Consider the following 23,549-nt stretch of genomic DNA (forward strand, 5'->3'; position numbering starts at 1 on the left):
TGCTGAACCAGGGGTCACCCCGCCGAACGCCTCGCACCGGACCTTTGGTGTGACCTACCGACAGCGCCGACGCTGCGGACAGCCTGCCCCACCAACTGCAGCGTCAAACTCAAATCAGTCAGTCGGAGTTCATCGTCATCAAAAAGTGGTCAACCGGGCCGCGGGATGAGTCAGTCAGCAGTGCGGGGACTTTCTCAACAACTCCCCTGGCGACGTGGTGCAGTTTGATGTTCAGTTCTTGCGACCGCCAACGGAGAATGTCGAACGCCGCGTTGGCATCCACGTTGTAGACGGCCATCAACATGCCCTTGGCCTGCTCGATGACGGCTCGATCGGCCACAATCACATCAAGCTTGTCCCCCAGTTCGCGTTGCAACTCCTCGTCAACCGACTCTGTGACGTCGATGTAGAACCCGCGAGTGGCGACTACGTCACCGTCGGTGTCGGTGACGATCTCGCCCACGACTACGACGCTGCGGACCTCGCCGGAGACGGTCCGGATGCGATGCCGACTGCTGAATGGCGCCGACGAGCGTTTGAGCAACGCCTTCACCCTGACGAGGTCGTCGGGATGCTTATGGCGCAGCACTAGCTCGGTCGTCGGGACAACCTCGCCGGGTTCGTAGCCATGCATACGGGCAACCGTGTCTGACCAGATCCAACTGTCGGTGTCATACCGGTATTCGAACCGCCCCACCCGCTGCGGCGTTCCGCCAAGCAGGGCCTTATCGAGGTCACCGGGTACGACGCCATCCGTCCCGGTCTCAGACTCCGGCACATATTTCTCCATGCGCGCCACGCAGCAATTATCCCACCGACAGTCGCCAGGCGTCGCTGCTCCGGGCTGCTGCCGCCCGCTACTCAACCGAACGCAACGCTTATCCCCAACTGTTCTCCACAATGGGGATGAATTACACGGACGTGATTTTGGCACAAGTCGGCTTTTGCCGCTTTCGCCGCTGCTCCCAAGTACCCCCACTCAGCACCTGGCAAACACGCCGGATGCAACGATCCGCCGCGATTGCGCCAGCCGGGGTGGATGGCCAACCTCGCCCGAATGGTTAAGTAAATGCTTGACTTTCTTCCGATCGCCGACAATAGTTAAGCATGTGCCTAACCAATCCGGGTTTGACCAGGTCGGCCGCGTTTTCCATGCGCTTGCCGACCCGACCCGTCGGGCGATCGTGGAACGTCTCGTCGAACGGCCGGCGCCGGTCAAGGCATTGGCCCAACCCCTCGCGATGTCCCTGCCTGCGGTCATGCAGCACCTCAAGGTCCTGGAAGACGCGGGCGTCATCGTCACCGAGAAAGTCGGCCGAGTACGCAGTTGCCGGATCGAACCGAAGGCGCTGCGTGACGCCGAACGCTGGCTCAGCAGTCAACGCACGGAATGGGAACGGCAACTTGATCAACTCGACGACTACCTGAAGGGAAAGTGATCATGGAAGTAACGCACTCGACGTTCACGCTGGAACGCCGCTACCCCGCCCCGATCGAGCAAGTATTTGAAGCATGGGGAAATCCGGAGGCACGCAAGCGATGGATGGCCCAAGGAGCAGAACACTCGCAAGACTTCACGGTCGGCGGCCTCGAGACCGTCAAGGGATTCGACCCGCAGGGCCGCCCGCTGATCTACGAAGCGCGCTACGCCGAGATCGCAACCAATGAACGGATTCTCACGACGTCGACCCTGCATACCGGAGACCGACTGTCGACAGTCTCGGTCACCAGCGTCGAATTCCGAGAAGAAGACGCCGGCACTCTGCTCGTGCTGACCGAGCACGGCATCTACCTCCCCGACCAAGAGCAACCGGCTTGGCGTGAGCACGGAACCGCCGAGCAACTGGACGCCCTGGCCGCGGAGTTCACCACAACCGCTAAGGAGAACTGATCATGGCTCACGTCGATTACGTGCTGGCAGTCGTCGCGGTGAGCGACATCGAGGTCGGCAAATCCTGGTACACAAAGCTATTCGGCCGCGAACCTGACAACAATCCGATGCCAAACCTCATCGAATGGCAGGTCACCAACGGCGGCTGGGTGCAGGTCACCGAGGATCCTCAGCGTGCCGGCAACGGGATGCTCAACCTCGCCGTGTCCGACATCGATGACGGGGCTAGGGAACTCCGCGAGTTGGGGATCAACGCGGCTGAAATCATCACCGCCAACAAAGGGGTACGACTCTGCCCAGTGACCGACCCCGACAACAACAAGATCCAACTGGTCGGCAACTTCCGAGTGAAATACTGAGTGACTCACCCGGACTCACTTAGCGCCGGGTCCACCAGCGCCGCCGGCAACATCGGGGTTGAGAATGTACAGCCCGGCAATTGTCCGATCGTCACGGAAGGTGATGCGGGCGACGAAATCACCAGCCTCGAACATCAATGGCGTGTTGGTGATGGTGAAGTCGCCGGCGCGCACGACGTCGGTCTCGCCGTGGCTCTCGTAGGCACCAGCCAATCCCGCAATATGAGCCCATGCCTCGGCGAGCCCTTCGTCGGTGAGCCGTTCGCGCATCGTGGCGTCGAAGCGTGCGGTGACAGCAGGCCACCGGCCCGCAGCGAGATCATCGATGACACTCGTCGCGAGTTGGTCGGCTCCAGGAAGTGAGCTTGTATTCATGACTTCTCCGGTTCGTGGATCGATGGGTTTGCCGTAACGCTGGAAGACGGCCTGACGCGATACCCCGAGCACGTCGCCGATCTCCTGCCACGTTCGGCCTGCCTCTCGTGCGTGCTGGACGGCCGCGGCCAGCAACGCCTCCGCCCGGTCCTGAACCTCGTGTGCTGCCCGGACCCGTTCGAGCGGATCGTTATCGCCGCGCAGGACGGGGGCGGCGAGCATTTGGCCGAGTTGGCGATGAAGCTGCTGACCCGTCGCGGTGAATGAATCAGGCACGTGTCAATGATCACTTGACAACTACAAGTCCGTCAAGCGGCGCTTGACGGCGGCGCAGCACTGACCTCAGAGGAGCTTCGGTACAGCGACGTCGCCTTCTTGGTGAATTATGAGTTCCTCCGCCAAGTCATACGACATGTAGAAGCGGCCCCCGCCGTCGCCGAATCCGTGCGGATGCTCGCCCCAGCTCTGCTCGAAGCCCAGCAGCTTCTTCGACGGGATGATCTCGGTGGCGAGGTATTCATGGCCGCTCTTCTCGCCCGACGCGGTGCTGTGGATGATGCCGTCCGATCCGGTGGACATCATGTCGTCGTACCAATTGGTTCCGCACAGAACCGGCTGCCGCCACAGCGCCGCGAGGAAAGCGTCGAATGTGAACGTCCAGGCGTAGCTCGAGATGATCCCGGCGGCTTTCCACCACTTCATCAATCCGATTGCGCTGGAGCCTTCGTCGTCGGGCGGGTACTGGCCGGGGTACGGATCACGCAGCGTGGCCTCGTGGTAGTTGCGGATCCCGTCGTCGTTGCCGAGGTAGCTCGAGCCCGCCCTTCCGATCGGAACGATGGCGTTGAACTTGCGACGGCTGCGAATCCCCGCGGTGGTGTTGAGCATGTTCGTACCACTGAAGCCGACGCAGCCCGACAGAAAGAACTGGTCGACGTGCGGCGCGTTGAGTGCATGCCGGACATGGCTTTTCGGCCGCCCCGCGGCCGCGGTGAAGGCGTGCTCGCGTGACTTGGGGTCGTGATGAATGATGCGGCCGAGCTGACCTGACGCGCTCATCGAATCTCCTTACCGCCGTTGGGCGTAGCGCTGGTTGCTCTTGACGGTGCAAAGAAACAGTACTTCTGGACGTCTGCTGTGAACCGAGTACTCCACTACTTGATTCTGATCCGAATCCTCGCGCCCGACTAAGCCCGTTCGCATAGGCGCGCAGGCACTCCCGCGGCAGGTTCGTGGTCAGTGGCGACCTTTGCTGCCGAACCGAGACCGGCCCTTGACGTCGCTGTGGCACAAGTTCGTAACCCTGTGTGGAGTGTCTATGACGATTGGGCCCGCTCGTGTCCGCACCGCAACTGTGATGATCGCAGTCGCGGTGCTGCTCGCGTCCGGCGCCGTGCCGCGCGCGCTGGCCGATCCCGACGATGTTGCGCCGGTCGATCCCATGCCCACTCCTGAGGTCCTCGAGCACATGGTGTTATCGGATGAGCCCGAGGCGGCCCCTGTCCCGATTCCATTCGCGATCCCCTTCGGGACGCCCGAGGGGCAAGACCCGACGCCGTTCGTCGGCGCGGCTCCTTTTGAGCCGCCGACGGTCTCACCCAGCGACGGCGCCACCGTTGGCATTGCCAAGCCGATCGTGATCAGCTTCAATGCGCCCGTCGCCGACCGTGCGATGGCCGAACAAGCGATACACATTTCCTCGGATCCGCCTGTGCCCGGCAAGTTCTATTGGATGAACGACTCCCAAGTGCGGTGGCGGCCCTTCGATTTCTGGCCCGCCCACACGACGGTCAACATCGACGCGGGTGGTACGCGGTCGAGTTTTGCCACCGGGGATGCGCTAATGGCCGTCGCCGACAACGAGACTCACCAATTGACCGTCACCCGCGACGGAATCGTGGAACAGACATTCCCGATGTCCATGGGCAAGCCTGGCCGCGATACCCCCAACGGCACCTACTACGTTCAGGACAAGTCCCTGGATGTCGTGATGGACTCCGCAACGTATGGAGTTCCGAACTCGTCGCCGGACGGGTATCGGGTTCATGTTCAGCTCGCCGTGCGGTTCGACAACAGTGGCAACTACGTGCACAGTGCGCCGTGGTCGGTGGCCGATCAGGGCATCCGCAATGTCAGCCACGGCTGCATCAACATCAGCCCGACGGACGCGAAATGGTTCTACGACAACTTCGGTGTCGGCGATCCGATCGTGATCACGAACTCGGTTCCGGCCACGCAAGGTGACGGCACCGAGGATTGGCAGATCTAGCCTGCCCTCCCCCTGCCCTTAGCCGCCGCCGGTGACGGGGTTTGACGTCAGCGGGATGAAGCCGCCGTTGATCCATACCCCCCAGCGACCTCCCCAGCCCGAGTACCACACAACGGGCTGACCGTCCCAAACCTCAGCAGGCTTTGGCGGCGCCCAGGCAGGCGGCTCCTCACCCAGGACGGGCGCAGGTGGCGGCGGGGGCGGCTCAGCGCCTGCGAGCGCAGCGCCGCCCAAGCCGGCTGCGGCGATCCCGCCCGCGAGCGCGAGGACGGACAGCGTGGTCTTGATCGAGGTCATGAGCATGACTCCAGGGTTGAGACGGATCCTTAGCCGACTTAATCACCTTACCTAACGGATCGTCCTGCGTTGGTGCCGGCTGCTTGTCCTCACCGTCGGATGTCAGCGCAGAGTTTCTCCCAGTTGCCGGAAGCGATCATTTTTCGATCCGTTTCGCTGATCGCGGCCTCATCGAGAAATCGTCTGCTGCCCCCGTCGGGCACCATCACATAGGGGTAGTCCGAGGCGAACAGGATGCGGTCGGCGCCGATGACGTCGAGTGTCCACTGCAAGTAGCGCTGGCTGAACACCCCTCCCGGCGTTACGAAGACGTTGTCGCGGACATAGTCGGACACTGGCCGGTCAAGGCCGGCGATGCCCGTCATCCTGTCGATGCGGTCGAGATAGAAAAGCATCACTTCACCCCAGTGCCCCAGGATGAGCTGCAGACCGGGAAACCGGTCGAGCACCCCGCCGAGGATGAGCCGAAGCAGTTGCAGGCCGGCGTCGTAATGCCATCCGTACCCGTGTGTGGCCAACGCCGCGTCGACCTCGTCGCCCAATCCGCTGTAATAAGCCGCCCGCACGGCAGGCGGTGGCGGCTGCGGATGCAAATACAACGGCGCTTTGAGCGCTTCGGCCGCTTCGAAGATCGGCCAGAAGTCGCGGTGATCGAGATTGCGCTCTCTAGTGCGTCCATACAACATGGCGCCGTTGAACCCGAGTTCGCGTACCGCCCTGTCGAGTTCGGCAGCCGCCGCATCCGGAGTCGGCGTCGCCAGCGTCGCGAAACCCTGCAGCCGATCGGGATGGCGACGGATCGCTTCTGCGAGCCTGTCATTGCAGACGCCCTGTAGCGCCACGGCATCGCGCGGCTCGAGGTTCTGCAATCCCGGTGTCGTCATCGAGACGACAGAGACGTCGAGGCCCGTGTCGTCCATCGCGGCGATCCGTTCGCCGTCGAGATCCACCAGCCGCCGACCGAGCTCGTCGTCAGCCCTATCGGGGATGCCGACGTCCTGCCATTGCGGTTCCAGCGCCTGCCAGGCGTCGATCAGTTCAGGTATCGCGAAGTGTTCTTCCAGACCAACGATCTTCATTACCGCGATGGTAGGACCGGATTCTGCGTCGCTCCTGAGAGTCCGAGGACAGCACCTGGCTGCCCCTTGACCGATCCCTATCGCGCCACAGCTACCCCGCTGACCGTTATCGTGAGCCCGTGGAGGGGACGCCATTTGGCCGCTACCGGCTGATCGAACTGCTGGGCCGCGGCGGGATGGGCGAGGTATGGCGCGCCTACGACAGCGAAATCGACCGCATCGTCGCGCTGAAAATGCTGCTCCCTCAGATAAGCCAAGACCCCGACTACGAAAAGCGGTTCCGACGCGAGGCCCGCGCGGCCGCACGCCTCGACGATCCGCACGTCGTCCCCATATACGACGTCGGCGAGATCGACGGCCGGCTGTATGTGACCATGCGGCTGATCGCAGGCACCGACCTGCACACCCTGCTCGAGTCCGGCCCGCTCGAACCGCGCCGCGCTGTGGCGATCATCGAGCAGATCGCGTCCGCGCTACAACGAGCGCACCGAACCGGGCTGGTGCACCGCGACGTCAAACCCTCCAACATCCTGATCGACGAGAATGACTTCGCCTATCTCATCGACTTCGGAATCGCCCGCACCGCCGAGGAAACCGGGCTGACCGTGACCGGTGCGGCGATCGGCACATGGGCTTACATGGCACCCGAACGCTTCAACACCGGCGAAATCCACCCCAGCTCGGACATTTACGCGCTGGCGTGCGTGCTCTACGAATGCCTCACCGGACAACAACCTTTCCCTGGCAAGACCCTCGAGCAAGTCGCCAGCGGCCACATATTCACCGCGCCGCCGAGAGCCTCGGAGAAGAGCCGAACGGTTCCCACCGCTCTGGATCAGGTGATCGCGACCGGCCTCGCCAAGCAACCCGCCGACCGCTATCCGACTGCGATTGAAATGGCCGCCGCCGCAAGACAAGTCATCGCTTCGTCCAGTCAGCCCAACATCGCTCCCCCGATGCCGCCCGCTCCACCGAGCCATGGCGGTTGGTCTCAATACCCGCCCCCTCCCGACAGCGGACCGTCGCGGTTCATGCCGACTCAGTTGAGCGCCCCGAATCTGCATGTGCCGCCGCCTGTTCCACCTGCGAAGCGGCCAGGCCGGCGCTATGGCGTGCTGATAGGAGCGCTGGTGTTCATCGTGACGCTCGTCGTTGTGGGCGGTGTGGTGGCCGTCGTCGCACTCACCGGGCACAACGAACCCAAGACCACCGCACCACCGGCGGCAGCCACGGACGGCAACGATTTCGCCGGAACGTATCGAGCCGACTATGGACCTGGCAGCGATCTTGAAGGCAAGCCGGTCCCGAATGCACCTGCAACCACCAGTAATTGGAGCGTCCGATCAGCCTGCGGCGCCAGCGGTTGCACGGCGACCGCAGCCAACGTCAGCGGCGCCAGCATGGCGCTGTTGTCGAATCTCACCTTCGATCGCGTGGGCGGCACTTGGGTGGCCGTAGGGCTGGCGTCTGCACAATGCGGTGATGCACCGGCTGAGCTCTGGGTGGTGTTCACGTTGCAACCGCAACCCGACGGGACATTGTCCGGCGAGTCGGTCAGAGCGTCCACCAACAGCGCCTGTGCCGCCAAACGGACGGTGAAATTCACTCGGATCGGCGATCCTGACCTCAACAAGGTTCCGGATCCGGGGGTCCTACCGCCGCGGTCGGTCAGCCCCGCCGAAGCACTTCGCGGCAGCTACCGGCAGACGACCACCTTCGCGAACGGCAACGCCACTCCCGGAAGCGTTCTCACCGCCAACACGTACTGCCTGCGCACCGGTGATCGGTGCATGAGCCTGTTTCACAATCCCGACGGCGCCGTCACGCTGATGTTCGCAAACGACAAGTGGACTCGCGACGAACAGGGCACCACGATGTGCGGGGCAGGCGGTACGGCACAGGTGACCATCACCGCGGAGTACCCGATGCCCGCACAGTTGGACGATCCGCTCTCGGTGCTGACCGGGCGCGGCAATCAGACCGTCGCGGCCGGAGGTGGATGCACCGGCGGCGGCGCATTCACAGACACCTTCGAGCGGACGGGCGACTAGCGCGCCTGCACGGTCAGGGGATCGGCGGAGCCGGCGGGATCGTGGACGGCGCGGCCGGATCGGCCGGTGGCGGCGCGTCGAGATACCCCGGGGGCGGCGGCCCGTTCAGCGGATAGTAGCCCGGCGGCAGCGGTGGCCCGCCGGTCGCTGGTCCCTGCGGCGGTGGGCCATTCGACTCCGGCGCATTAATCGAGATGTATCCCGGCGGCAGCTGCGGCGCTGGACCGGCGCCCGGCGGCGGCCCGGGTGCCTCTTCGACCGGGGCGGTCAGGTTCTCCAACGGATTACCGCTGTGGAAGGTGTGCCAAATATCCCGCAGGTATCCGAGCTGCCCGGGCGTCTGTCCTGCGCCGTACACCGGGTTCTGGATCTCCGGCACGGTTGGTGGGCCTGCGGGCGCGGGTGGCGGCGCAGCGATCGGTACATCCGTTGTCAGTACCGGTTGGCCGGGAGCCGGGGTGCACGGACCAGATGGCGTCGGCGTCGAGCAGGGCGGCGCGGGATCGGCTGCGGCAGGTCCGGCTATCGCCAGCGCTCCTCCGGCGAGGAATACGCCCGCGACGGCGGTCCGCAAGACTTTGGGCGCCGATGTGACGCGGATTCGTTCGGTCATATAACCCGGTAGTCCTCTCTGGTGGCGCCCTGCGCGCACCCGTTCAGGAGCAGCACGTGAAGCGCCGGACCCGACTTCCGAGCAAGGCTAGCGCCTCGCCGCGTTCGACGTCACCTGGTTGGCCCTCCCCTGGAGTATCGGCGACTGGCCACTGTTGTTACTGGAGAGCCTGTTGAGGATTCGTGTTGGATGGTGGACGTGGGCAACATCATCAGCGCCGATCACGACCCGGTCGCCGGCGACGTGATGATGAGCAACGGCCTGACCTCAGTGTTCTTGGACGTCCTGCTGCTGAGCGGCTCCGATCTGGCCCGCTCCGACTCCGAAGTCGCCACCATTGTCTCGCTCGCCGAACGAGATCAGTCCATAGTCGGTTTGGGCATCGTCGGATTCGACGTTTCCGACCTCGGGTGGACGGCCGAACGGTTCGATGACCACAAACGCTTCCTTCTGAAGACGGTCGACGGTGCCATCGCAGGCCAGCGCTGGGACGTCCTCGACTACGAGCCGCGCACCGACCGCCTGCTGCCATGCCTCGCCGAATTCCGCCAACTCATTGAACGATTTCCCGCTTCGGCATGTCCGCAGGAACCGTTGGGGTCGGCGTGGTCGACGCTCGGGCTGCGGTCCGATCGCGCCATGTGCCAACGGCATGCGGTTTATCTCCACAACCTCAACGTCGACGACGCCCGGTGCTGCCCGCTGTGCAACAGGTAACCGACTTCTCCAGGTCATGGACGGCGCTACTCGCGGTGGTCGCCGGACTCGGGGACGAAGACTTCACGCAGCCGTCGGGCTGCACCGGATGGCTGGTACGGGACCTGGTGTGCCACTTGATCATTGACGCGCAGGATGTGCTGATCACACTTGCGACGCCGACCGATGCCGAACCCACCCGCGACGAAGTGACCTACTGGGACATCGCCGACGAGCCGCCGCGCGGGGATGACCCGCTCGATGCGCTCACGGTCCGGTTGGCCGGCGCGTACCAGGAGCCCTGGCTGCTCAAGTTCCATTTCGACGACGTCGGCGCCGCTGCCGGGCGCGCTGCCGGCCTCGCCGATCCCGCCGGTCGTGTCATCACCCGCGATCAAGTTCTCACCGCGGCCGACTACCTCTCCGCCTATGTCATGGAGTCGACGCTGCATCACCTCGACCTGATCGCCTACCTCCCCCACGCGCCCAGACCACCTGCGGAGGGCCTTGCGAGGTCACGAAAGATGCTGGAGAAGATCACCACTGCGGTGTTTCCGCCGTCGTTCTCCGACACCGATGCGCTGTTGATCGGGACCGGCCGTCGTGCACCAACTGATGCAGAGTCGGCTGCGCTCGGCGATCTCGCTGTGAGGCTGCCGATCATTCTCGGATGACGGCGAAATCACGAATCGTCATCGAAATAGCCGTGATTCGACAGCAGCGGCGGCACGGGCCGCACGGGCTCGCGCACACCACTGTCGTCATCGGGAGGCGGCTCGATCCAAACCGTCACTGGATCCCAGCGGCGCAGAAGACTTTTCGGCTCAGGCTCTTGGTCGACGACGATGCCATGCATGATGGGTTCGGCGCTGTCGGGATCGGGGCCCTGCAGTAGCAGCCCGTGGTCGTGCCCGACAAGCCAGGCGTTGAGCGCCTGCATACCCCGAAAGTCGGGGACCTCGATAGTTGGTTCGCGCAGTTCAGGTCACCGCGACCAATGTTACGACAATCAGCCCGCATTAGATAGCAGATGCTGAATCCGCGCACAGTCGCAGCTTAAGTTCGCTGACGAACATCGTCTTTGTGTCCTAACCGAGCAAGCACTAGGAGTGACGATGAAACATGTGAAGATCGTGGCCGGCCTGGCGATCGCGGGCGGACTTGCCGCTGGCGCAGTAGGAATCGGCGCGGGTGTCGCGAATGCTGACCCCGGCCCGGGCGCGGTGCCTGTCGACTGGCACCAGGGACCGCCGCCTCCCTGGCAGAACGGACCAGGCTGGGGCGGACCGGGTCCTGGCGGATGGGCGCCGCCCGCATGGCAGGGCGGCCCGATTCCAGGCGGCTGGAACGGCGGGTGGGAGCCCGCAGGCGGCGTCTGCTTGTTCAACCTCTGCGTCTAATAGAGAGGCGACCATGCCGAGGTCCGCAGTAGCCGACTCTCCCACTGGTCGCGGAACTTGAGCGCCTCGTACATATAGCTGCCCGGGCCGCGGTGTTCGGGCGCGATGTCAGAGGTCAGCAGGTGCACGAGAGTGGCGTAGTTATTGGCCGGCGAAATCTTCTGCCACAGCATCGCTTCCCGCCTTCGGTAGCTGCCATGCGCGACCTGGAAGCAGGCTTGGATGTCGAGTATCTGCGACGTCTTGGACAGCGGCCGGTAGTAGATCTCGTCCCACGACCGGATGTAATCGTCCAGCGCGACGTCGGGCCAGCCGGTGTCCTCCATGAACAGACTCAACGCATGAGTCGACCCATCCGTTGGCACGCTTTCGAAGTCGACCTCCTGCAGCGGTGACCACTCAACGGGCAGCAGGATCTTGCCGGTGACATCGTGGCGCATGGTGTCCAGCTCGCGCATCCACGGTTGCAAATCTCCCGATTGAACGCGGTGAGTTAGCCGCTCCCATGCTGAGCCGTCGGTGACTGCCGTGATGGTGACGACGTTGTAGGACAGCCCGGACCCGTGAGCGTGGTTGGCGTACCACAGAAGTCGCGCATCGTCGTCGCGAGCGAGCGTCGGCATCCAGCCGTCGCGGTAGGCGGCCTCGAAGTCGTCTTCGCGCGTGCCGACCACCTTGTGGGTTTCATGAATGAACAGCATTGCCGGTCCTCAGGTTTCGTCGGCGATCAGCGCGGCGAGTTGGCGGCGGTTGACCTTGCCGGTGTCGTTGTACGGGATGTGGTCGACGATCTTCAGCCGCTCCGGCAGTTTGAAGTAGGCGATCAACTCGCGGCAATGCGACCGCAGCTCCTCGAGCGTCAGCGGGGAGTCAATCACCACCGCGGCGCCTACCCGTTGGCCCATCTCGTGATCGGTGATTCCTGCGACCGCAACATCGCTGACGGCGGGGTGGGTCCGAATGGCATCTTCGACCTCGATCGGCCCGAACTTCTCTCCCCCACGATTGATGGTGTCCTTCAACCGGCCGCTGGGATAGATGTAGCCATCCGTGTCCTGGCGCGCGAGATCGCCCGTGTGTAGCCAACCTTCACCGACATGTGCTGTCGTGTTGACCCACAACTCTCCGACCCCGCCCGCTTCGACGTCGATTCCCGTGTCCGGGTCAACCACGCGAACCTCGACGCCTGGCAACGGCCGACCCACCGACCCCACCCGGTTGGGGTCGCGATGGTCGTCTGGCAGCAGCGTCGTGTAGGCGCCCAAGGTCTCAGTCTGACCAAACACGTTGGCGAACCCCACATTCGGCAGCGCCGCCATCACCCTGCGCACCAACGTGACAGGTGCAGCGGCAGCTCCGTATGCGATTGCGGTCAACGATGACAAATCCGTGGAGTCGAAGTCGGGATGGTCGAGGATCCGCTGCAGCATCGTCGGCACCATGAACGTCGTCGTGACCCGGTGTGTCTGCGCCAGACGCAGCCACTGTCCGGCGTCGAACCGCTGCTGTATCACATAGGTGTTGCCCGCATACAAGTTGCCGAGCACCCCGATGGCACCGCCGACATGGAAGAACGGGACGCTCATCATGCTGACAGTGGGTGGCGCATCTGGGCGAAAAGGTGTGGTGATTGCGGTGATTCGGGCGCTCAGCTGGCGCTGCGAGATCGCGATGGATTTCGGCAGCCCCGTCGTGCCACTGGTGAACAGGACCAGCGCGTCGACGTCATCAACGTCCACGGCGACCGGTGTCGTGTCGGCGTCACCCAGCAGATCAATGGCGGTGAACACCGTGGAGACGCCCGCCCCGACGAGTCGGTCGGCAAATGGTTCCCCCGCGACGCCCACCGTGGCGCAACCGGCGTTCGACACCAGCGCGCGTAATTCCGGCGGCGTCAGGGCGGGGTTCATCAGTGCTGCAGCAGCGCCGATCCGCGCAGCGCCGAGCATCGTCGCGATCGACAGGAGGCTTCCGGTGTCGACGACGGCGACGCGCTCGCCCGCCAATCCCTCGTCGGCCAGTCGCGCGGCACAGTTCTCGGTGGCGGTGGCCAGTTCCCGGTAACTGATGACGCGCTCGTCGATGATCAGCGCGCTGCGACCGGGATCGCCTGCTGCGGCCGCGTCGATGATCGTTCCGATGTTCATGGGTGCCTCAGTGCAGGGGTGACCATGACGATGTCCGCAGCAGCCGGCTGGTCCACTGGTCGCGCAATTCGAGTGCGTCGTGCATCCACGTTCCCGGTCCACGGTATTCGGGTGGAATGTCGGTCTGCAGCAGCCGGAGAAGGGCCTGGGGGTCGTGGATTCGCTGCATCAGGGACACTTCCCGGCGACGCTGGCTGCCGAGGGCAGGCTGAAACGCCGCCTCGATGGTGAGCAGCGGGTTGGGCCGATCCAGGCTCTTGGAGTACACCTCGCCGCAGCGCTCGATGTATTCGCCGACCCTGTTCGGAAACGGCCACATCGTGTCTTCCATGTACAAAGTGAGCTCGTGTTCGCGGCCGTCGACCGGTACTTCGTCGAAGTCGACGTCCCTGATCGGTGACCAGTCAAGCGGGACAAGCAATTTCGCGTCGACGTCGTAGCGGAGTTCGTCGAGGTCGCGCATCCATTGCCGAAGGTCGCCCTGCTGGATCCGCAAGGCCAGACGCTCCCATGACGCGCCGTCGCGGACGGCGGTCACCGTGACGACGGTGTAGGCGGGCCCGCTGCCGTGGGCGTGGTTGGCGTACCAGAGCAGCCGGGCGTCCTCCCCGGCGGCGAGCAGCGGCATCCAGCCCTCGCGGTAAGCGGCCTCGAATGCGTCTTCCGTGCGCCCGCGTACGTGGTGCACCTCATGCATGAACAACACTGCCGAGACCTCCAAGGGCAGCCGCTGCATCTGGACAGCGACGCTGAGAATCTGGTTTCCTCAAAAGGGTAACGGTCCTCACGCGCAGGAAGTTCGCTCATGGCAAGGCTTGATGTGCCGGATGGTCCCGGCGGTGAAGCCGCGATGATCTGGACCCTGCGGCCGCAGCTCGGCGCGATGGTCGAGCGGATGATTCGCGGGGCGTACCAGGAAAGCATTCTTCCGGCCGATGAACGCGAGCTCGCCAGGATGCGGATAGCCCAAATCAACGACTGCGTCGCATGCTCGGACTTCCGCGCGCCTTCCGTGCTCGACGCGGGCATCGCACCCGATCTCTACGAGAATGTCGCCGACTACGCCACCTATCCGAGCTACACGTCGCGGCAGCGCCTGGCCATCGAGTATGCCGAGCGGTTCGCCACCGCACACGCCTCGATTGACGACGCCTTCTTCGCGCGAGTACGGGAGTCGTTCAGCGACGAAGAGATCCTCGACCTGACGTTGTGCATCGCCGTGTTCCTCGGCCTCGGGCGGTCACTGACCGTGCTCGGCGTCGACCAATCCTGTCCGATCGACGTCTGACCGGTGGACATCGCCTCGGTCGACGAACTGCTCACCACCACGCGGTCGGTGCGCAAGCGCCTCGACCTGACGCGGCCGGTCGATCGTGCCGTGATCCTGGAGTGCGTGCGGCTCGCGATGCAGGCGCCTACGGCGAGCAATGCGCAGGACTGGCGCTGGGTGATCGTCACCGACGCGGACAAGCGCGCCGCCATCGCCGAGATCTACCGCAGCATCGGAGCCGAGTACCTGGCTCAGGCCGCCTCGACCGCATCGGATGCCCAGACCCGGCGCGTGTATGAGAGCGCGTTCGGGCTGACCGAGACGCTGGCCAAGGTACCTGTCCATGTAATTCCTTGTTTGACAACCCGTTTCGACGGAACCAACCAACTTGTGGCGGCCTCGGCATGGGCGTCGATCATTCCTGCCGGCTGGAGTTTCCTGCTGGCCCTGCGATCACGCGGTCTGGGATCGGTGTGGACGACAATGCACTTGGCCAAGGAGCGCGAGGTAGGCGATCTGCTCGGGATACCCGACACCGTGACCCAGGCGGCGCTGTTCCCGGTTGCCTACACGATCGGCACCGATTTCCGGCCGGCTGCGCGGCCGCCCGCGGAAAGCATCACGTTCTGGAATACTTGGGGAGAACCGTAATGCAGTCCTACACAGTGCGATTTCACATCGACGCACCCCCGAAACGGGTATGGCGGGTACTGCATCCCCCGGTACCGCCGAACGCCCCGAAGCCGCGGGTGCTCAAATGGCCCACCGGCAGCATGGAGATCCTCAACGAGGGTGACGAGGCGGGTGAGGGTTTGGTGCGCACCTGCATTTTCGAGGTGCCCAAATATCTGCTGTCCGGCGGCAAGGGCCGGTCGTGGGAAACAGTGACCGAAGCGAAGTTGAACAGGCTGTCGCGTTACACCGCGGTGGGCAAGCCGCTGTGGTCGCGAGCCGAGGGTTATCACGAACTCGAGGAACAACCCGACGGCACAACAATTCTCACGTTCCACGAGACGTACTACGCCTACAACCCGGTGTTGCGGTTCCTGCTGGAACGTCCTGTCCACGCGAAGATCTCACGCGACAACCTCGACACCTATGAGCACGCGCTGGGCTTCGCCGGTCGCGTCACGCGGCTGGCGTAGTCCAACTGGCGGCTCCGTCAGTAGCCGCCCATGTATCCCGGCGAGTGTTGCATGGTGCTCGGCGGGGTCGTTGTGCTCGTGGTAGTGGTCGAGTTCGACAGCGGCGGTCCCGTATTTCCCGGCACGCTTCCCAGCGCCGCGGCGCCGGCGATGATCAGGCCGGACGAACAGACGGCCGTGACGATCTTCCAAGACATCGGTGAACTCCGTCCCGGGTCCGCGGTCGTGGCGGACCCTGCACGTAAGGCACGTTCGGCAGGGCCGCACAGTTCAGTCACCGTCGTCGGCTACTTGCCCCATAGGCCGCGCGGCGGGCAGGCGGCGTGATCCTGCAGTTCCTCGCCTGCCCCTGGATTTCCCGCAGCCGGGTCGGCGCGACTTGCGAGCAGGACGAACCCCGGTTTTCCATCGGGCAGATATGCGCCGACCACAACAAGGGTCTCGAGTCCCATATCGTCGGCGTGTTTCGCGAGTAGCTGGACCGGATTGGCTGAATCGAGCGTCTCACCGTCAATGACCATCGCCTGATATGGATGTCCGCGCAGTGGTTCGGGAAACGACGCCCAATCCGGGCCGACATCGGAGATCCGGCGTTTCACGGCGTCCCGGATGTCGGCGCGCACACAGTCGATATGAATGTGCAGTTGGTTCTGCGACCGCGCTACCGCAGAGTTGATCGCGAGGCTGATCCAGTCGCGCGGAATGTCGACGCCTGCCCGCTCGTCGACGAAACTCCTTGCATCCCAAGCCGATGCGACGTAGTTGGTCGCATCTGGCTCGAGAAGCACTTGGCTCTCGATACCGGGGATCCGCTCGGTAGGGATCAGCAAGAATTGCGTCGGGCCGACGAGGTCCTTGAGTACCGCATACCCGCGCTGCTCCCCCGCGACGATGTTCACCTGCGAGCAGGGGCCGGGGTTGCCGCTGGCCTGCTGATCAGGGACGCATTGGTCGTGAACGATCGTCCACAGTGCGTTCGGATCGGCGCCCGCCTGTCCGGCGGTCACCCCCGCGGTGGCAACGATCAGCGCCAATGCGAACGGGAACCACCGCCGACGATTCACGTCACGAAGGCTACTGCCCCTTTACAGTCATGACGTGGCGCGTACGAGCCCGGCGGGCGACGAGGTCCAGCTAGCCGCTGACCATGTCGCGGCGACCGTCGGCCATCTGGAACGCCGCATCCAAGCGCGGTTCGGCGAGCGGGGCTTGACCAAGGCGGCCCGCGACCTCGGACACTTGGTCGTTTCGGTCCAGCGCCAGGCCGAAGAGTCACACGACCGACTTCGACGCACCACGCTGGTGGCCCGCGCGGTGAGCATCACGATCGTCGCGGTCACGTTGGCGGCGCTCGTTTACAGCTTGCGCTCAGTCGTCATCGACGGACTGGCTCGCACTGCGGACTGGGTGCCGCTCGTCGAAAGCATCATCAACGATCTGGTGTTCGCGGCGATCGCGGTCGTTTTCCTGTGGGCCTTCCCCGAGCGTTTGGAGCGGCGCACGATGCTGCGCCTGCTACACCGGATGCGATCACTGGCCCATGTCATCGACATGCACCAGCTGTCCAAGGATCCGGAGCAGCTCAGTCCGACCTACACGCCGACCGAACAGAGCATCGTGCACGGTCTCGACGCCGACCAGCTCTACCACTATCTGGGCTACTGCTCGGAAATGCTGAGCCTCACCGCCAAAACCGCCGCGCTGTGCGGCGAGTACAGCACCGACAGCGTGGTGCTCGAAACCATCTCCTACATCGAGACCCTTACGACCGAGCTCTCCGACAAGATCTGGCAGAAAATATCGCTTCTCCCCCGCCCTTAGTCTTGGCGTATGGCGGTCCTGACTCCTCAGCGTGACGACTTCCCGCGTTGGTACCAAGATGTGCTGACCAAGGCGAAGCTGGCTGAGAACGGCCCAGCCCGCGGGACCATGGTGATCCGGCCCACCGGCTACGGGATATGGGAGCGGATGCAGGCCGAGGTCGACGGGCGCATTAAGGCGGCGGGCGCGCTGAATGCCTACTTCCCCCTGCTGATTCCGATGAACTTCTTCGAGCGCGAGGCCGAGCATGTCGAGGGCTTCAGCCCTGAGCTCGCGGTCGTCACGCACGGCGGCGGCAAGGAGCTGACCGAACCGCTGGCCATCCGCCCGACAAGCGAGGCCGTCATCGGTGAATACCTGGCCAAATGGGTGGACAGCTACCGCGATCTACCGCTGCTTCTCAACCAGTGGTCCAATGTCGTCCGATGGGAGCTGCGGCCCCGAATCTTCCTGCGCACCACCGAATTTCTCTGGCAGGAAGGCCACACCGCCCACGCTACGGAGGCCGATGCGCGGCAGTATGCCCGCCGCATCCTGCACGACGTGTATCAGGATTTCCTGCGCAACGTGTTGGCGATGCCGGTGATCGTTGGCCGCAAGACTGCCAAGGAGCGCTTCGCAGGCGCGGAGAACACGATGACGTGCGAGGGCATCATGCGCGACGGTAAGGCGTTGCAGATGGCCACCTCACATGAGCTCGGCCAGAGGTTCAGCCGCGCGTTCAATATCAGCTACTCCAATGCCGAAGGCGCGGCGCAGTTGTGCTGGACCACGTCGTGGGGTGCGTCCACCCGGATGCTCGGCGGGCTGATCATGTGCCACGGCGACGACAACGGGTTGGTGCTGCCGCCGGCGCTGGCACCCGTGCAGGCGGTCGTGGTGGTGGTCAAGGACACCGATGGCGACGTCAGTCGCGCCGCTTCCGTCGTGGTCGAGGAGCTCACCCGCCGCGGAGTGCGCACCCGGTTGGATGACAACACCGATCAGGCGTTCGGGTGGCGCGCCACCGACTGGGACCTGCAAGGTGTACCGATCCGGGTGGAAATCGGGCCGCGCGACGTCGCCGAGAACGCCGCCTTGTGCTACCGGCGCGACACCCGCGAGAAGGTCAAGGTCGGGATCGACAAGGTCGCAGACGAGGTACAACGGCTGACGTCCCAGATTCAGGACGACATGTTCGCGGCGGCGACGGCGCGCCGCGAAGCCGCAATCACGGACTGCGCCTCGTTCGAGCAGGTGCGCGAGGTCGCGCAGACGGGCGTCGCTCGGCTGCCGTGGGAGCTGGTCGGCACGGCTGGTGAGCAGGACCTGGCCGCCAGCGGCCTCACTGTGCGATGCCTGCAGCGCGCCGATGGGTCCCTACCCGACGCCGATAACGATGCGGGTGCCCTCGCCTACGTTGCCCGGGCGTACTGACGCGTCACCTGTTGTTAAGACGGCTGTGATCCGATGTTGGCGTGCTTCAACCAACTGACGACGTCGACGACGCTATCGACCGGCTACGTGCCGACTACGACACAACGCCGTACACCTCGGTCTCGTTTCCGCCGTCCGCACCGGGCCAGCTGGCCGCGGTAGCGCATCTCTTCGGCTTGGCAACACCCGACGTATCCACCGCCCGAGTACTCGAAATCGGCTGTGCCACAGGCGGAAACATCATTCCCTTTGCCGCTGCGCATCCGCAAGCACGTGTCGTTGGGCTGGATCTCTCCCAGGTGCAGGTCGACTTGGGCCGCGCGAAGGTCGACGCATTGGGCCTGGACAATGTGCAATTCGTCGCGGGTGACATCGCGCAGATGGACCTGACGACCTTGGGCCAGTTCGACTTCATCATCGCCCACGGCGTGTACAGCTGGGTGCCCCAAGACGTGCAGGAAGCTCTGCTGGCGGCTTTCCGCACGCTGCTGGCGCCCGACGGAGTGGCCTACATGAGCTACAACGTGTATCCGGGATGGAAGACCAAAGAGGTCCTTCGCGACGCCATGCTGCTGGCCAGCGGCGGCGCCACTTCTCCCGCGGAGAAGGCGCGCGAGGCGCGCGGCGTGGTCGACTTCCTCGAGGAGGTGGCGCCCTCCGACGGTGTATTGTCGCGAGTTGTTGCCGAATTCCGTTCCCACTCAGAGGGTTTCGGAGATTCGTACCTGTTGCACGAAGAACTCGAGACGTTCAACTCGCCGTGCTACTTCTCCGAGATGCTGGCGCGTGCCCGTGCGCACGGCCTGGCGTTCCTCGGAGAAGCCAGACCCGAAGCGATGTTTCCCGGCAACTACGGCCCCAAGGTCGAAGAGCACCTGCTCGAAAAGTGCGGCGGGGTGCAGGTACTGGTGGAGCAGTACATCGATTTCGTCGTCAACCGAATGTTCCGGGAATCGCTGCTCGTCCACGCCGAACGTGAGCAGCAGATCCGGTACAACCCCGACCGAACTCGCATCCGCGACCTGCACATCGCGGCGTGGGTTCCTCCCGTCGACGGGCCGACTCGCCTCGACAACTCCCGACAGGAGTTCCGCGAAGCCGACGGTGCGACGCTGTTCACCAACGACCCAGGCATCAAGGCTGCCCTCGACGCGCTCAGCGAGCGGTGGCCGTCAACGTTGTCACGCCAAGAGCTCGTCGATGCGGTGCACAGCCGGCTGGTCGACGCGGGCCTCACCCCGAGTGACGGCCTGTCTGACGTCGTCGAGAATCTGATGGGCGTGCTGATCCTGCAGGGCCAGTCGCGGTACCGGCTTGATCCGGTCTCGCCGACTCCGGCGTCGGAACCGCTGCGGCTCGACGAGACGGCGCGCCGGATGGTGGAACTGAGCGACACTGAGACCCAGGCCTCGACATTCAACATTTGGCACGAGACACATTTGTTGTCGCCGCTGGACCGCCACGTGCTGCCGCTGCTGGACGGCACACGTGATCGCGATGCGCTCATCGATGCACTGTTGCCGGTGGTTTCGATGGAGCGCGCCGCGCTCGCCGAGTACATCGACGCGCTGCCGCGGCACCTGGCCGAGATGAAGCTGCTAACAGGTCGTTAGGCCCTGGCGCTCATCCTCAGCGGGCAGTGATTCTCACTAGAAACGACTGTGCCCCAACGGTTTGCACGCAGGCGCCGATATTGGCGGCGCCGATCGGCAAGGGTGCCCATGGCGATTTGATCTTTGCCCAAATCGGTATTGGCTGGCACGCTGGGTTGGGACTGTCTTCGGGGAGGTCCGCATGGAGAGCAATCACGAGTTCACCGTCCAACTGACCGGTGACGGTTCGTACGTGATCAAACTGCTCGAGGGCGTGCAGATCGAACGACGAGACGGCGTCGTCGTCGGCCACTGGCCCGCCTTCAGCCTGGATGCAAAGGGCGCCAACGAGGACGAGATCTACCAACAGCTCCTCGGAGGTCTGCGGGAGCAGTTGGGTGCGGGTCCAGGGTCTTCGGAATTCGAGCCGTTTGCGGCGTACGTGCGCGAGCATGGCAGACGGCTGTCGGAAGACGAGGCAGCAGCCAGGGAGTTGGCGCAACTGCGCGAAATGTCGATCCGGTGGGCCCTGACGGACGACGAGCAGTACATGATCCGGCTGTTCGCGGACGCCGAGGTGCACCGGGCCGGCGGCACCGTCGCCGTTCGCGCCTTCGGGCTGGAAGGCAGCGGTCAGCGACTCGGCCAGGCACTGCAAAACCTCAACACCGCCATCAACGAGGCCTGCGGGGTGCCCGATGCACCGGGCCCGCGCTTCGAAGAGATCACGAGCTGGGTGCGCTCGAACGGTGAGCCGGTACCGGCCGACGTTCTGGCGCAGGAGGCCAAGGACAAGCAGGCGTACTTGGTAGCCCGTGACCAGTTGGCGCCCATCACGCCGGAGGACATCCCTGCAGAAAGCTCGACCGGCGTGCCGCTGCTTGTCGACTTCTGGGCTGAGTGGTGCGGGCCGTGCCGCATGGTGACACCGGTGCTCGCCGCGCTCGCCGAACAATGGGCCGGACGGATCGTGGTACGCAAGATCGACGTCGACCAGTTCGACGGCATCTGGGAGCGATTCAACTTCCGCGGCATCCCAGCCATGATCATGTTCAAGGACGGCAAGGAGATCCACCGGGTGATCGGCTTCGGCGGCAAGGCGAAGCTGGTTGCCGAACTGGAGCCGCACCTCGCGTAAGAGGCAATCCGAGGTCTCAGGTGTAGGGGAAGTGCGACGGGGTATGCGGTCGTCGTATGACTGCCCAACCCCCGGACCCCGATCCGGCACGAACCCCCGGTCTCGAGCCCGGCGGCGGCGTCGCACCCGGTGCCACTCCCCCGGATTCGGCGCAGACGTCGGGTCTATCCGAGCCAGCGCCGCGACCGCGGCGACGGCTGCGGCCCGCGACGGTCGTCGGCCTCCTCGCCGTCGCCGCGCTGGTACTGGTGTTTGCGACGACAGCCATTGTGCTGCTGTTGAACCTGTGAATCCGCGGTCGCCCGGAGGTAGGTTCACCTACATGGACCTTGGGGGCAGAACTGCACTTCTGACCGGTGCGACCGGCGGTTTGGGTAGGGCGATCGCAACTGCGTTGGCGGCGCGGGGTGCACGGCTCATCTTGAGTTCTCGCAAGGCCGAGGAGTTGGTGAAGCTTGCGCGATCTCTACCCGGAGGCGGGCACACCACGATCGCGATTGACCTCGCGGACGACGGTGCGTCGTTGTCGTTGCTCGAGCAGGCCGGCGATATCGACGTGCTGGTCGCCAATGCGGGACTGCCCGCGTCCGGGCGCCTTGATGGCTTCAGTCAGTACGACATCAGCCGCGCGCTTCGGGTGAACCTCGAGGCGCCGGTGCGCATGACACGCGAGTTGCTGCCCCGCTGGCAAGAGCGGGGCAGCGGGCACTTCGTGTTCGTCTCGTCGATCTCGGGCTTCGCGGCCATGCCGCGGGCGTCCCTATACGCCGCCACGAAGTTCGGCCTGCGTGGCTTCGCGCTGAATCTACGAGAAGACCTGCGCGGCAGCGGTGTTGGCGTTTCGGTCATCACGCCGGGGTTGATTCGCGAGGCAGGCATGTTCGCCGAAAGCGGCGCCGCAGCGCCGCCCGGCCTCGGCACGGGGACGCCGCAGCAGGTCGCCGACGCCGTCGTCCGTGCGATCGAGCACGACAGGTCAGAGATCTCAGTGGCCCCGCTTCGTCAGCGCGTCTTGGCCCGCCTCGCGATGATGGCGCCGGAGATCTCGGGCCGACTCGCAGGCGCCGCTGCGACGAAAGCGGCGGATGCCGTTGCGTCAGGTCAGACAGAGAAGCGGTAAGGCCCGCCTCAGGCGATGATCCGCGACAGATACGGAGCCATGTTGTTGGTCCGGACCGGCGACACCGCGACCCCGGCGTCAGTCGCTTCGACCATCTGACCGTTGCCGATGAAAAGCGCGACGCTCTGGCTGCCGTCGGGTCCGTAGAACAGCAAGTCGCCCGGAAGCGCCTGAGACGGCAGCACCTTCTGGCCGACCTTGTACTGCTCGCCCGAGGACCGCGGCATCTTGATTCCGGCGCCCGCGAATGCGTAGACGATCAGCCCGGAGGCATCGAAACCGACACGGCTCACCCGCTGTTCAGCGGCAGGTGCAGGAGTCGTCACAGGGGTAAGGCTGAGGCCCGTGGCCCCGGCGTTCGCGGGCAGTGGCGCGGTGGCGGGCGCCGGGGTGGCCGCGGTCAGCGGAGCGGTCCCGAGGGCGGGTGCGGCGGGATCGACCGCGGCATCCACCGCGACAGTGCCGAGGCTGGGGCCCGAGACGTTGCCTCCGCCATATGCGAACGGCACTCCCCGCTGTGAAAGTGCCCGCTGGATCACGATGTTGATCGCCTGTTGATGCGTTGTGTCGGCAGTCGCGACACCTGGCGTCGCGATCAGCAATGCCAACCCGATCATCACGGCGCAGATGCGTTTCATTCGTGCTTCCTTCATCCTGTGGCGTGGCTGCCACATCCAACTCGTATATGCGGTTTGCGGGCATCCATGACCGCGGCGACTATCTAATTAACACCAGTCACTATATTCACTCTTGCAACAGAAGATTCCCACCTCCCAGCTTCTTCCCAGCTCGGCCAGGGATTCTTTGCCCTACCGTGACCACCCCGGTGACGATCCGTGACCGATCGCCGAATATTGCTCAGGTAGTTGC

General features: G+C 64.5%; 29 protein-coding genes. 16 read left to right on the top strand and 13 right to left on the bottom strand.

Going from position 1 to position 23,549, the window contains the following annotated elements:
* Positions 1-118: 118 nt before the first annotated feature.
* The gene (locus J3E61_RS30405; RefSeq protein WP_210086404.1) at positions 119-799 is read right to left on the bottom strand and encodes an ANTAR domain-containing protein; all 681 of its coding nucleotides are present in this window, start codon (positions 797-799) and stop codon (positions 119-121) included.
* Positions 800-1,109: 310 nt separating this feature from the next.
* On the opposite strand from J3E61_RS30405, the gene J3E61_RS30410 reads away from it, so the two are divergent.
* The 3 genes from J3E61_RS30410 to J3E61_RS30420 are packed head-to-tail and all read left to right on the top strand — an operon-like array spanning position 1,110 to position 2,250.
* Positions 1,110-1,439 carry a helix-turn-helix transcriptional regulator gene (locus J3E61_RS30410; protein WP_210086405.1) on the top strand — a complete coding sequence of 110 codons (330 nt, stop codon included), beginning with the start codon at positions 1,110-1,112 and terminating at the stop codon, positions 1,437-1,439.
* 2 nt (positions 1,440-1,441) lie between these two features.
* The gene (locus J3E61_RS30415) at positions 1,442-1,891 is read left to right on the top strand and encodes an SRPBCC family protein (RefSeq protein WP_210086406.1); all 450 of its coding nucleotides are present in this window, start codon (positions 1,442-1,444) and stop codon (positions 1,889-1,891) included.
* 2 nt (positions 1,892-1,893) lie between these two features.
* Complete coding sequence (locus tag J3E61_RS30420; protein ID WP_192722872.1) at positions 1,894-2,250, top strand: VOC family protein; 357 nt, start codon at positions 1,894-1,896, stop codon at positions 2,248-2,250.
* A gap of 15 nt (positions 2,251-2,265) precedes the next feature.
* On the opposite strand, the gene J3E61_RS30425 is transcribed toward J3E61_RS30420, so the two are convergent.
* Together J3E61_RS30425 and J3E61_RS30430 are read right to left on the bottom strand one after the other, a co-directional pair.
* Positions 2,266-2,847, bottom strand: coding sequence for a DUF3887 domain-containing protein (locus tag J3E61_RS30425; RefSeq protein ID WP_210086757.1), 582 nt, complete (start codon positions 2,845-2,847; stop codon positions 2,266-2,268).
* 120 nt (positions 2,848-2,967) lie between these two features.
* Positions 2,968-3,684: a hypothetical protein gene (locus tag J3E61_RS30430; RefSeq protein ID WP_210086407.1), complete on the bottom strand. Its 717-nt coding sequence runs from the start codon at positions 3,682-3,684 to the stop codon at positions 2,968-2,970.
* Positions 3,685-3,943: 259 nt separating this feature from the next.
* Between J3E61_RS30430 and J3E61_RS30435 the strand changes: the two genes are divergently transcribed.
* The gene (locus tag J3E61_RS30435) at positions 3,944-4,894 is read left to right on the top strand and encodes a L,D-transpeptidase family protein (protein ID WP_210086408.1); all 951 of its coding nucleotides are present in this window, start codon (positions 3,944-3,946) and stop codon (positions 4,892-4,894) included.
* A gap of 18 nt (positions 4,895-4,912) precedes the next feature.
* Here J3E61_RS30435 and J3E61_RS30440 read toward each other — a convergent pair whose 3' ends face one another.
* Positions 4,913-5,191, bottom strand: a complete 279-nt coding sequence (locus J3E61_RS30440; protein ID WP_192723859.1) for a hypothetical protein — start codon at positions 5,189-5,191, stop codon at positions 4,913-4,915.
* A gap of 89 nt (positions 5,192-5,280) precedes the next feature.
* A complete protein-coding gene (locus J3E61_RS30445) occupies positions 5,281-6,270 on the bottom strand; it encodes an amidohydrolase family protein (RefSeq protein ID WP_210086409.1) in 990 nt (329 codons plus the stop codon).
* A gap of 119 nt (positions 6,271-6,389) precedes the next feature.
* Between J3E61_RS30445 and J3E61_RS30450 the strand changes: the two genes are divergently transcribed.
* Positions 6,390-8,321 carry a serine/threonine protein kinase gene (locus tag J3E61_RS30450; protein WP_210086410.1) on the top strand — a complete coding sequence of 644 codons (1,932 nt, stop codon included), beginning with the start codon at positions 6,390-6,392 and terminating at the stop codon, positions 8,319-8,321.
* 13 nt (positions 8,322-8,334) lie between these two features.
* Here J3E61_RS30450 and J3E61_RS30455 read toward each other — a convergent pair whose 3' ends face one another.
* Entirely contained in the window at positions 8,335-8,934 is a 600-nt protein-coding gene (locus J3E61_RS30455; RefSeq protein WP_210086411.1) for a hypothetical protein, read from the bottom strand.
* Positions 8,935-9,512: 578 nt separating this feature from the next.
* Here J3E61_RS30455 and J3E61_RS30460 point away from each other — a divergent pair.
* Complete coding sequence (locus J3E61_RS30460) at positions 9,513-10,304, top strand: maleylpyruvate isomerase N-terminal domain-containing protein (RefSeq protein WP_210086412.1); 792 nt, start codon at positions 9,513-9,515, stop codon at positions 10,302-10,304.
* An 8-nt stretch (positions 10,305-10,312) separates the two neighbouring features.
* Here J3E61_RS30460 and J3E61_RS30465 read toward each other — a convergent pair whose 3' ends face one another.
* Positions 10,313-10,570, bottom strand: coding sequence for a hypothetical protein (locus tag J3E61_RS30465; RefSeq protein ID WP_210086413.1), 258 nt, complete (start codon positions 10,568-10,570; stop codon positions 10,313-10,315).
* 175 nt (positions 10,571-10,745) lie between these two features.
* Between J3E61_RS30465 and J3E61_RS30470 the strand changes: the two genes are divergently transcribed.
* The gene (locus J3E61_RS30470; RefSeq protein ID WP_192722863.1) at positions 10,746-11,030 is read left to right on the top strand and encodes a hypothetical protein; all 285 of its coding nucleotides are present in this window, start codon (positions 10,746-10,748) and stop codon (positions 11,028-11,030) included.
* Here J3E61_RS30470 and J3E61_RS30475 read toward each other — a convergent pair.
* Genes J3E61_RS30475 through J3E61_RS30485 form a run of 3 tightly spaced genes read right to left on the bottom strand, consistent with a single transcriptional unit; the run spans position 11,027 to position 13,883 of the window.
* Positions 11,027-11,731: a hypothetical protein gene (locus J3E61_RS30475; protein ID WP_210086414.1), complete on the bottom strand. Its 705-nt coding sequence runs from the start codon at positions 11,729-11,731 to the stop codon at positions 11,027-11,029. The genes J3E61_RS30470 and J3E61_RS30475 overlap by 4 nt on opposite strands.
* A gap of 9 nt (positions 11,732-11,740) precedes the next feature.
* Positions 11,741-13,177 carry a long-chain fatty acid--CoA ligase gene (locus J3E61_RS30480; protein WP_210086415.1) on the bottom strand — a complete coding sequence of 479 codons (1,437 nt, stop codon included), beginning with the start codon at positions 13,175-13,177 and terminating at the stop codon, positions 11,741-11,743.
* A gap of 7 nt (positions 13,178-13,184) precedes the next feature.
* Positions 13,185-13,883: a hypothetical protein gene (locus J3E61_RS30485; RefSeq protein WP_210086758.1), complete on the bottom strand. Its 699-nt coding sequence runs from the start codon at positions 13,881-13,883 to the stop codon at positions 13,185-13,187.
* 99 nt (positions 13,884-13,982) lie between these two features.
* Here J3E61_RS30485 and J3E61_RS30490 point away from each other — a divergent pair, with 99 nt between their 5' ends.
* From J3E61_RS30490 to J3E61_RS30500, 3 genes are read left to right on the top strand one after another with little or no spacing between them, the layout of a single operon-like run.
* Positions 13,983-14,465 carry a carboxymuconolactone decarboxylase family protein gene (locus tag J3E61_RS30490; RefSeq protein WP_192722860.1) on the top strand — a complete coding sequence of 161 codons (483 nt, stop codon included), beginning with the start codon at positions 13,983-13,985 and terminating at the stop codon, positions 14,463-14,465.
* A 3-nt stretch (positions 14,466-14,468) separates the two neighbouring features.
* A complete protein-coding gene (locus tag J3E61_RS30495) occupies positions 14,469-15,098 on the top strand; it encodes a nitroreductase family protein (protein WP_192722859.1) in 630 nt (209 codons plus the stop codon).
* Positions 15,098-15,592 carry an SRPBCC family protein gene (locus tag J3E61_RS30500; RefSeq protein WP_192722858.1) on the top strand — a complete coding sequence of 165 codons (495 nt, stop codon included), beginning with the start codon at positions 15,098-15,100 and terminating at the stop codon, positions 15,590-15,592. Before J3E61_RS30495 ends, J3E61_RS30500 begins: the two co-directional genes overlap by 1 nt.
* Positions 15,593-15,609: 17 nt before the next feature.
* Here J3E61_RS30500 and J3E61_RS30505 read toward each other — a convergent pair whose 3' ends face one another.
* A complete protein-coding gene (locus J3E61_RS30505; RefSeq protein ID WP_192722857.1) occupies positions 15,610-15,789 on the bottom strand; it encodes a hypothetical protein in 180 nt (59 codons plus the stop codon).
* Between the two features lie 90 nt (positions 15,790-15,879).
* The gene (locus J3E61_RS30510) at positions 15,880-16,656 is read right to left on the bottom strand and encodes a CDP-diacylglycerol diphosphatase (protein ID WP_210086416.1); all 777 of its coding nucleotides are present in this window, start codon (positions 16,654-16,656) and stop codon (positions 15,880-15,882) included.
* Positions 16,657-16,690: 34 nt separating this feature from the next.
* Here J3E61_RS30510 and J3E61_RS30515 point away from each other — a divergent pair, with 34 nt between their 5' ends.
* From J3E61_RS30515 to J3E61_RS30540, 6 genes are all read left to right on the top strand, one after another.
* Complete coding sequence (locus J3E61_RS30515) at positions 16,691-17,413, top strand: hypothetical protein (RefSeq protein ID WP_210086417.1); 723 nt, start codon at positions 16,691-16,693, stop codon at positions 17,411-17,413.
* A gap of 9 nt (positions 17,414-17,422) precedes the next feature.
* A complete protein-coding gene (locus J3E61_RS30520) occupies positions 17,423-18,829 on the top strand; it encodes a proline--tRNA ligase (protein WP_210086418.1) in 1,407 nt (468 codons plus the stop codon).
* Positions 18,830-18,870: 41 nt separating this feature from the next.
* On the top strand, positions 18,871-20,442 hold the full coding sequence (locus tag J3E61_RS30525; protein WP_210086419.1) for a class I SAM-dependent methyltransferase: 1,572 nt from the start codon (positions 18,871-18,873) through the stop codon (positions 20,440-20,442).
* A gap of 529 nt (positions 20,443-20,971) precedes the next feature.
* Positions 20,972-21,559 (top strand): hypothetical protein, encoded by a 588-nt coding sequence (locus J3E61_RS30530; RefSeq protein WP_210086759.1) that lies wholly within the window; start codon positions 20,972-20,974, stop codon positions 21,557-21,559.
* Positions 21,560-21,615: 56 nt separating this feature from the next.
* Positions 21,616-21,849, top strand: a complete 234-nt coding sequence (locus tag J3E61_RS30535; protein ID WP_210086420.1) for a hypothetical protein — start codon at positions 21,616-21,618, stop codon at positions 21,847-21,849.
* 32 nt (positions 21,850-21,881) lie between these two features.
* A complete protein-coding gene (locus J3E61_RS30540; RefSeq protein ID WP_210086421.1) occupies positions 21,882-22,679 on the top strand; it encodes an SDR family NAD(P)-dependent oxidoreductase in 798 nt (265 codons plus the stop codon).
* Between the two features lie 8 nt (positions 22,680-22,687).
* Here the strand turns inward: J3E61_RS30540 and ripD are convergent, their stop codons facing one another.
* A complete protein-coding gene (gene ripD, locus J3E61_RS30545; protein ID WP_210086422.1) occupies positions 22,688-23,317 on the bottom strand; it encodes an NlpC/P60 family peptidoglycan-binding protein RipD in 630 nt (209 codons plus the stop codon).
* Between the last annotated feature and the right edge of the window lie 232 nt (positions 23,318-23,549).

Origin of the sequence: Mycobacterium sp. OAE908, from assembly GCF_017872775.1 — a bacterium.
Classification (GTDB): Bacteria; Actinomycetota; Actinomycetes; order Mycobacteriales; family Mycobacteriaceae; genus Mycobacterium.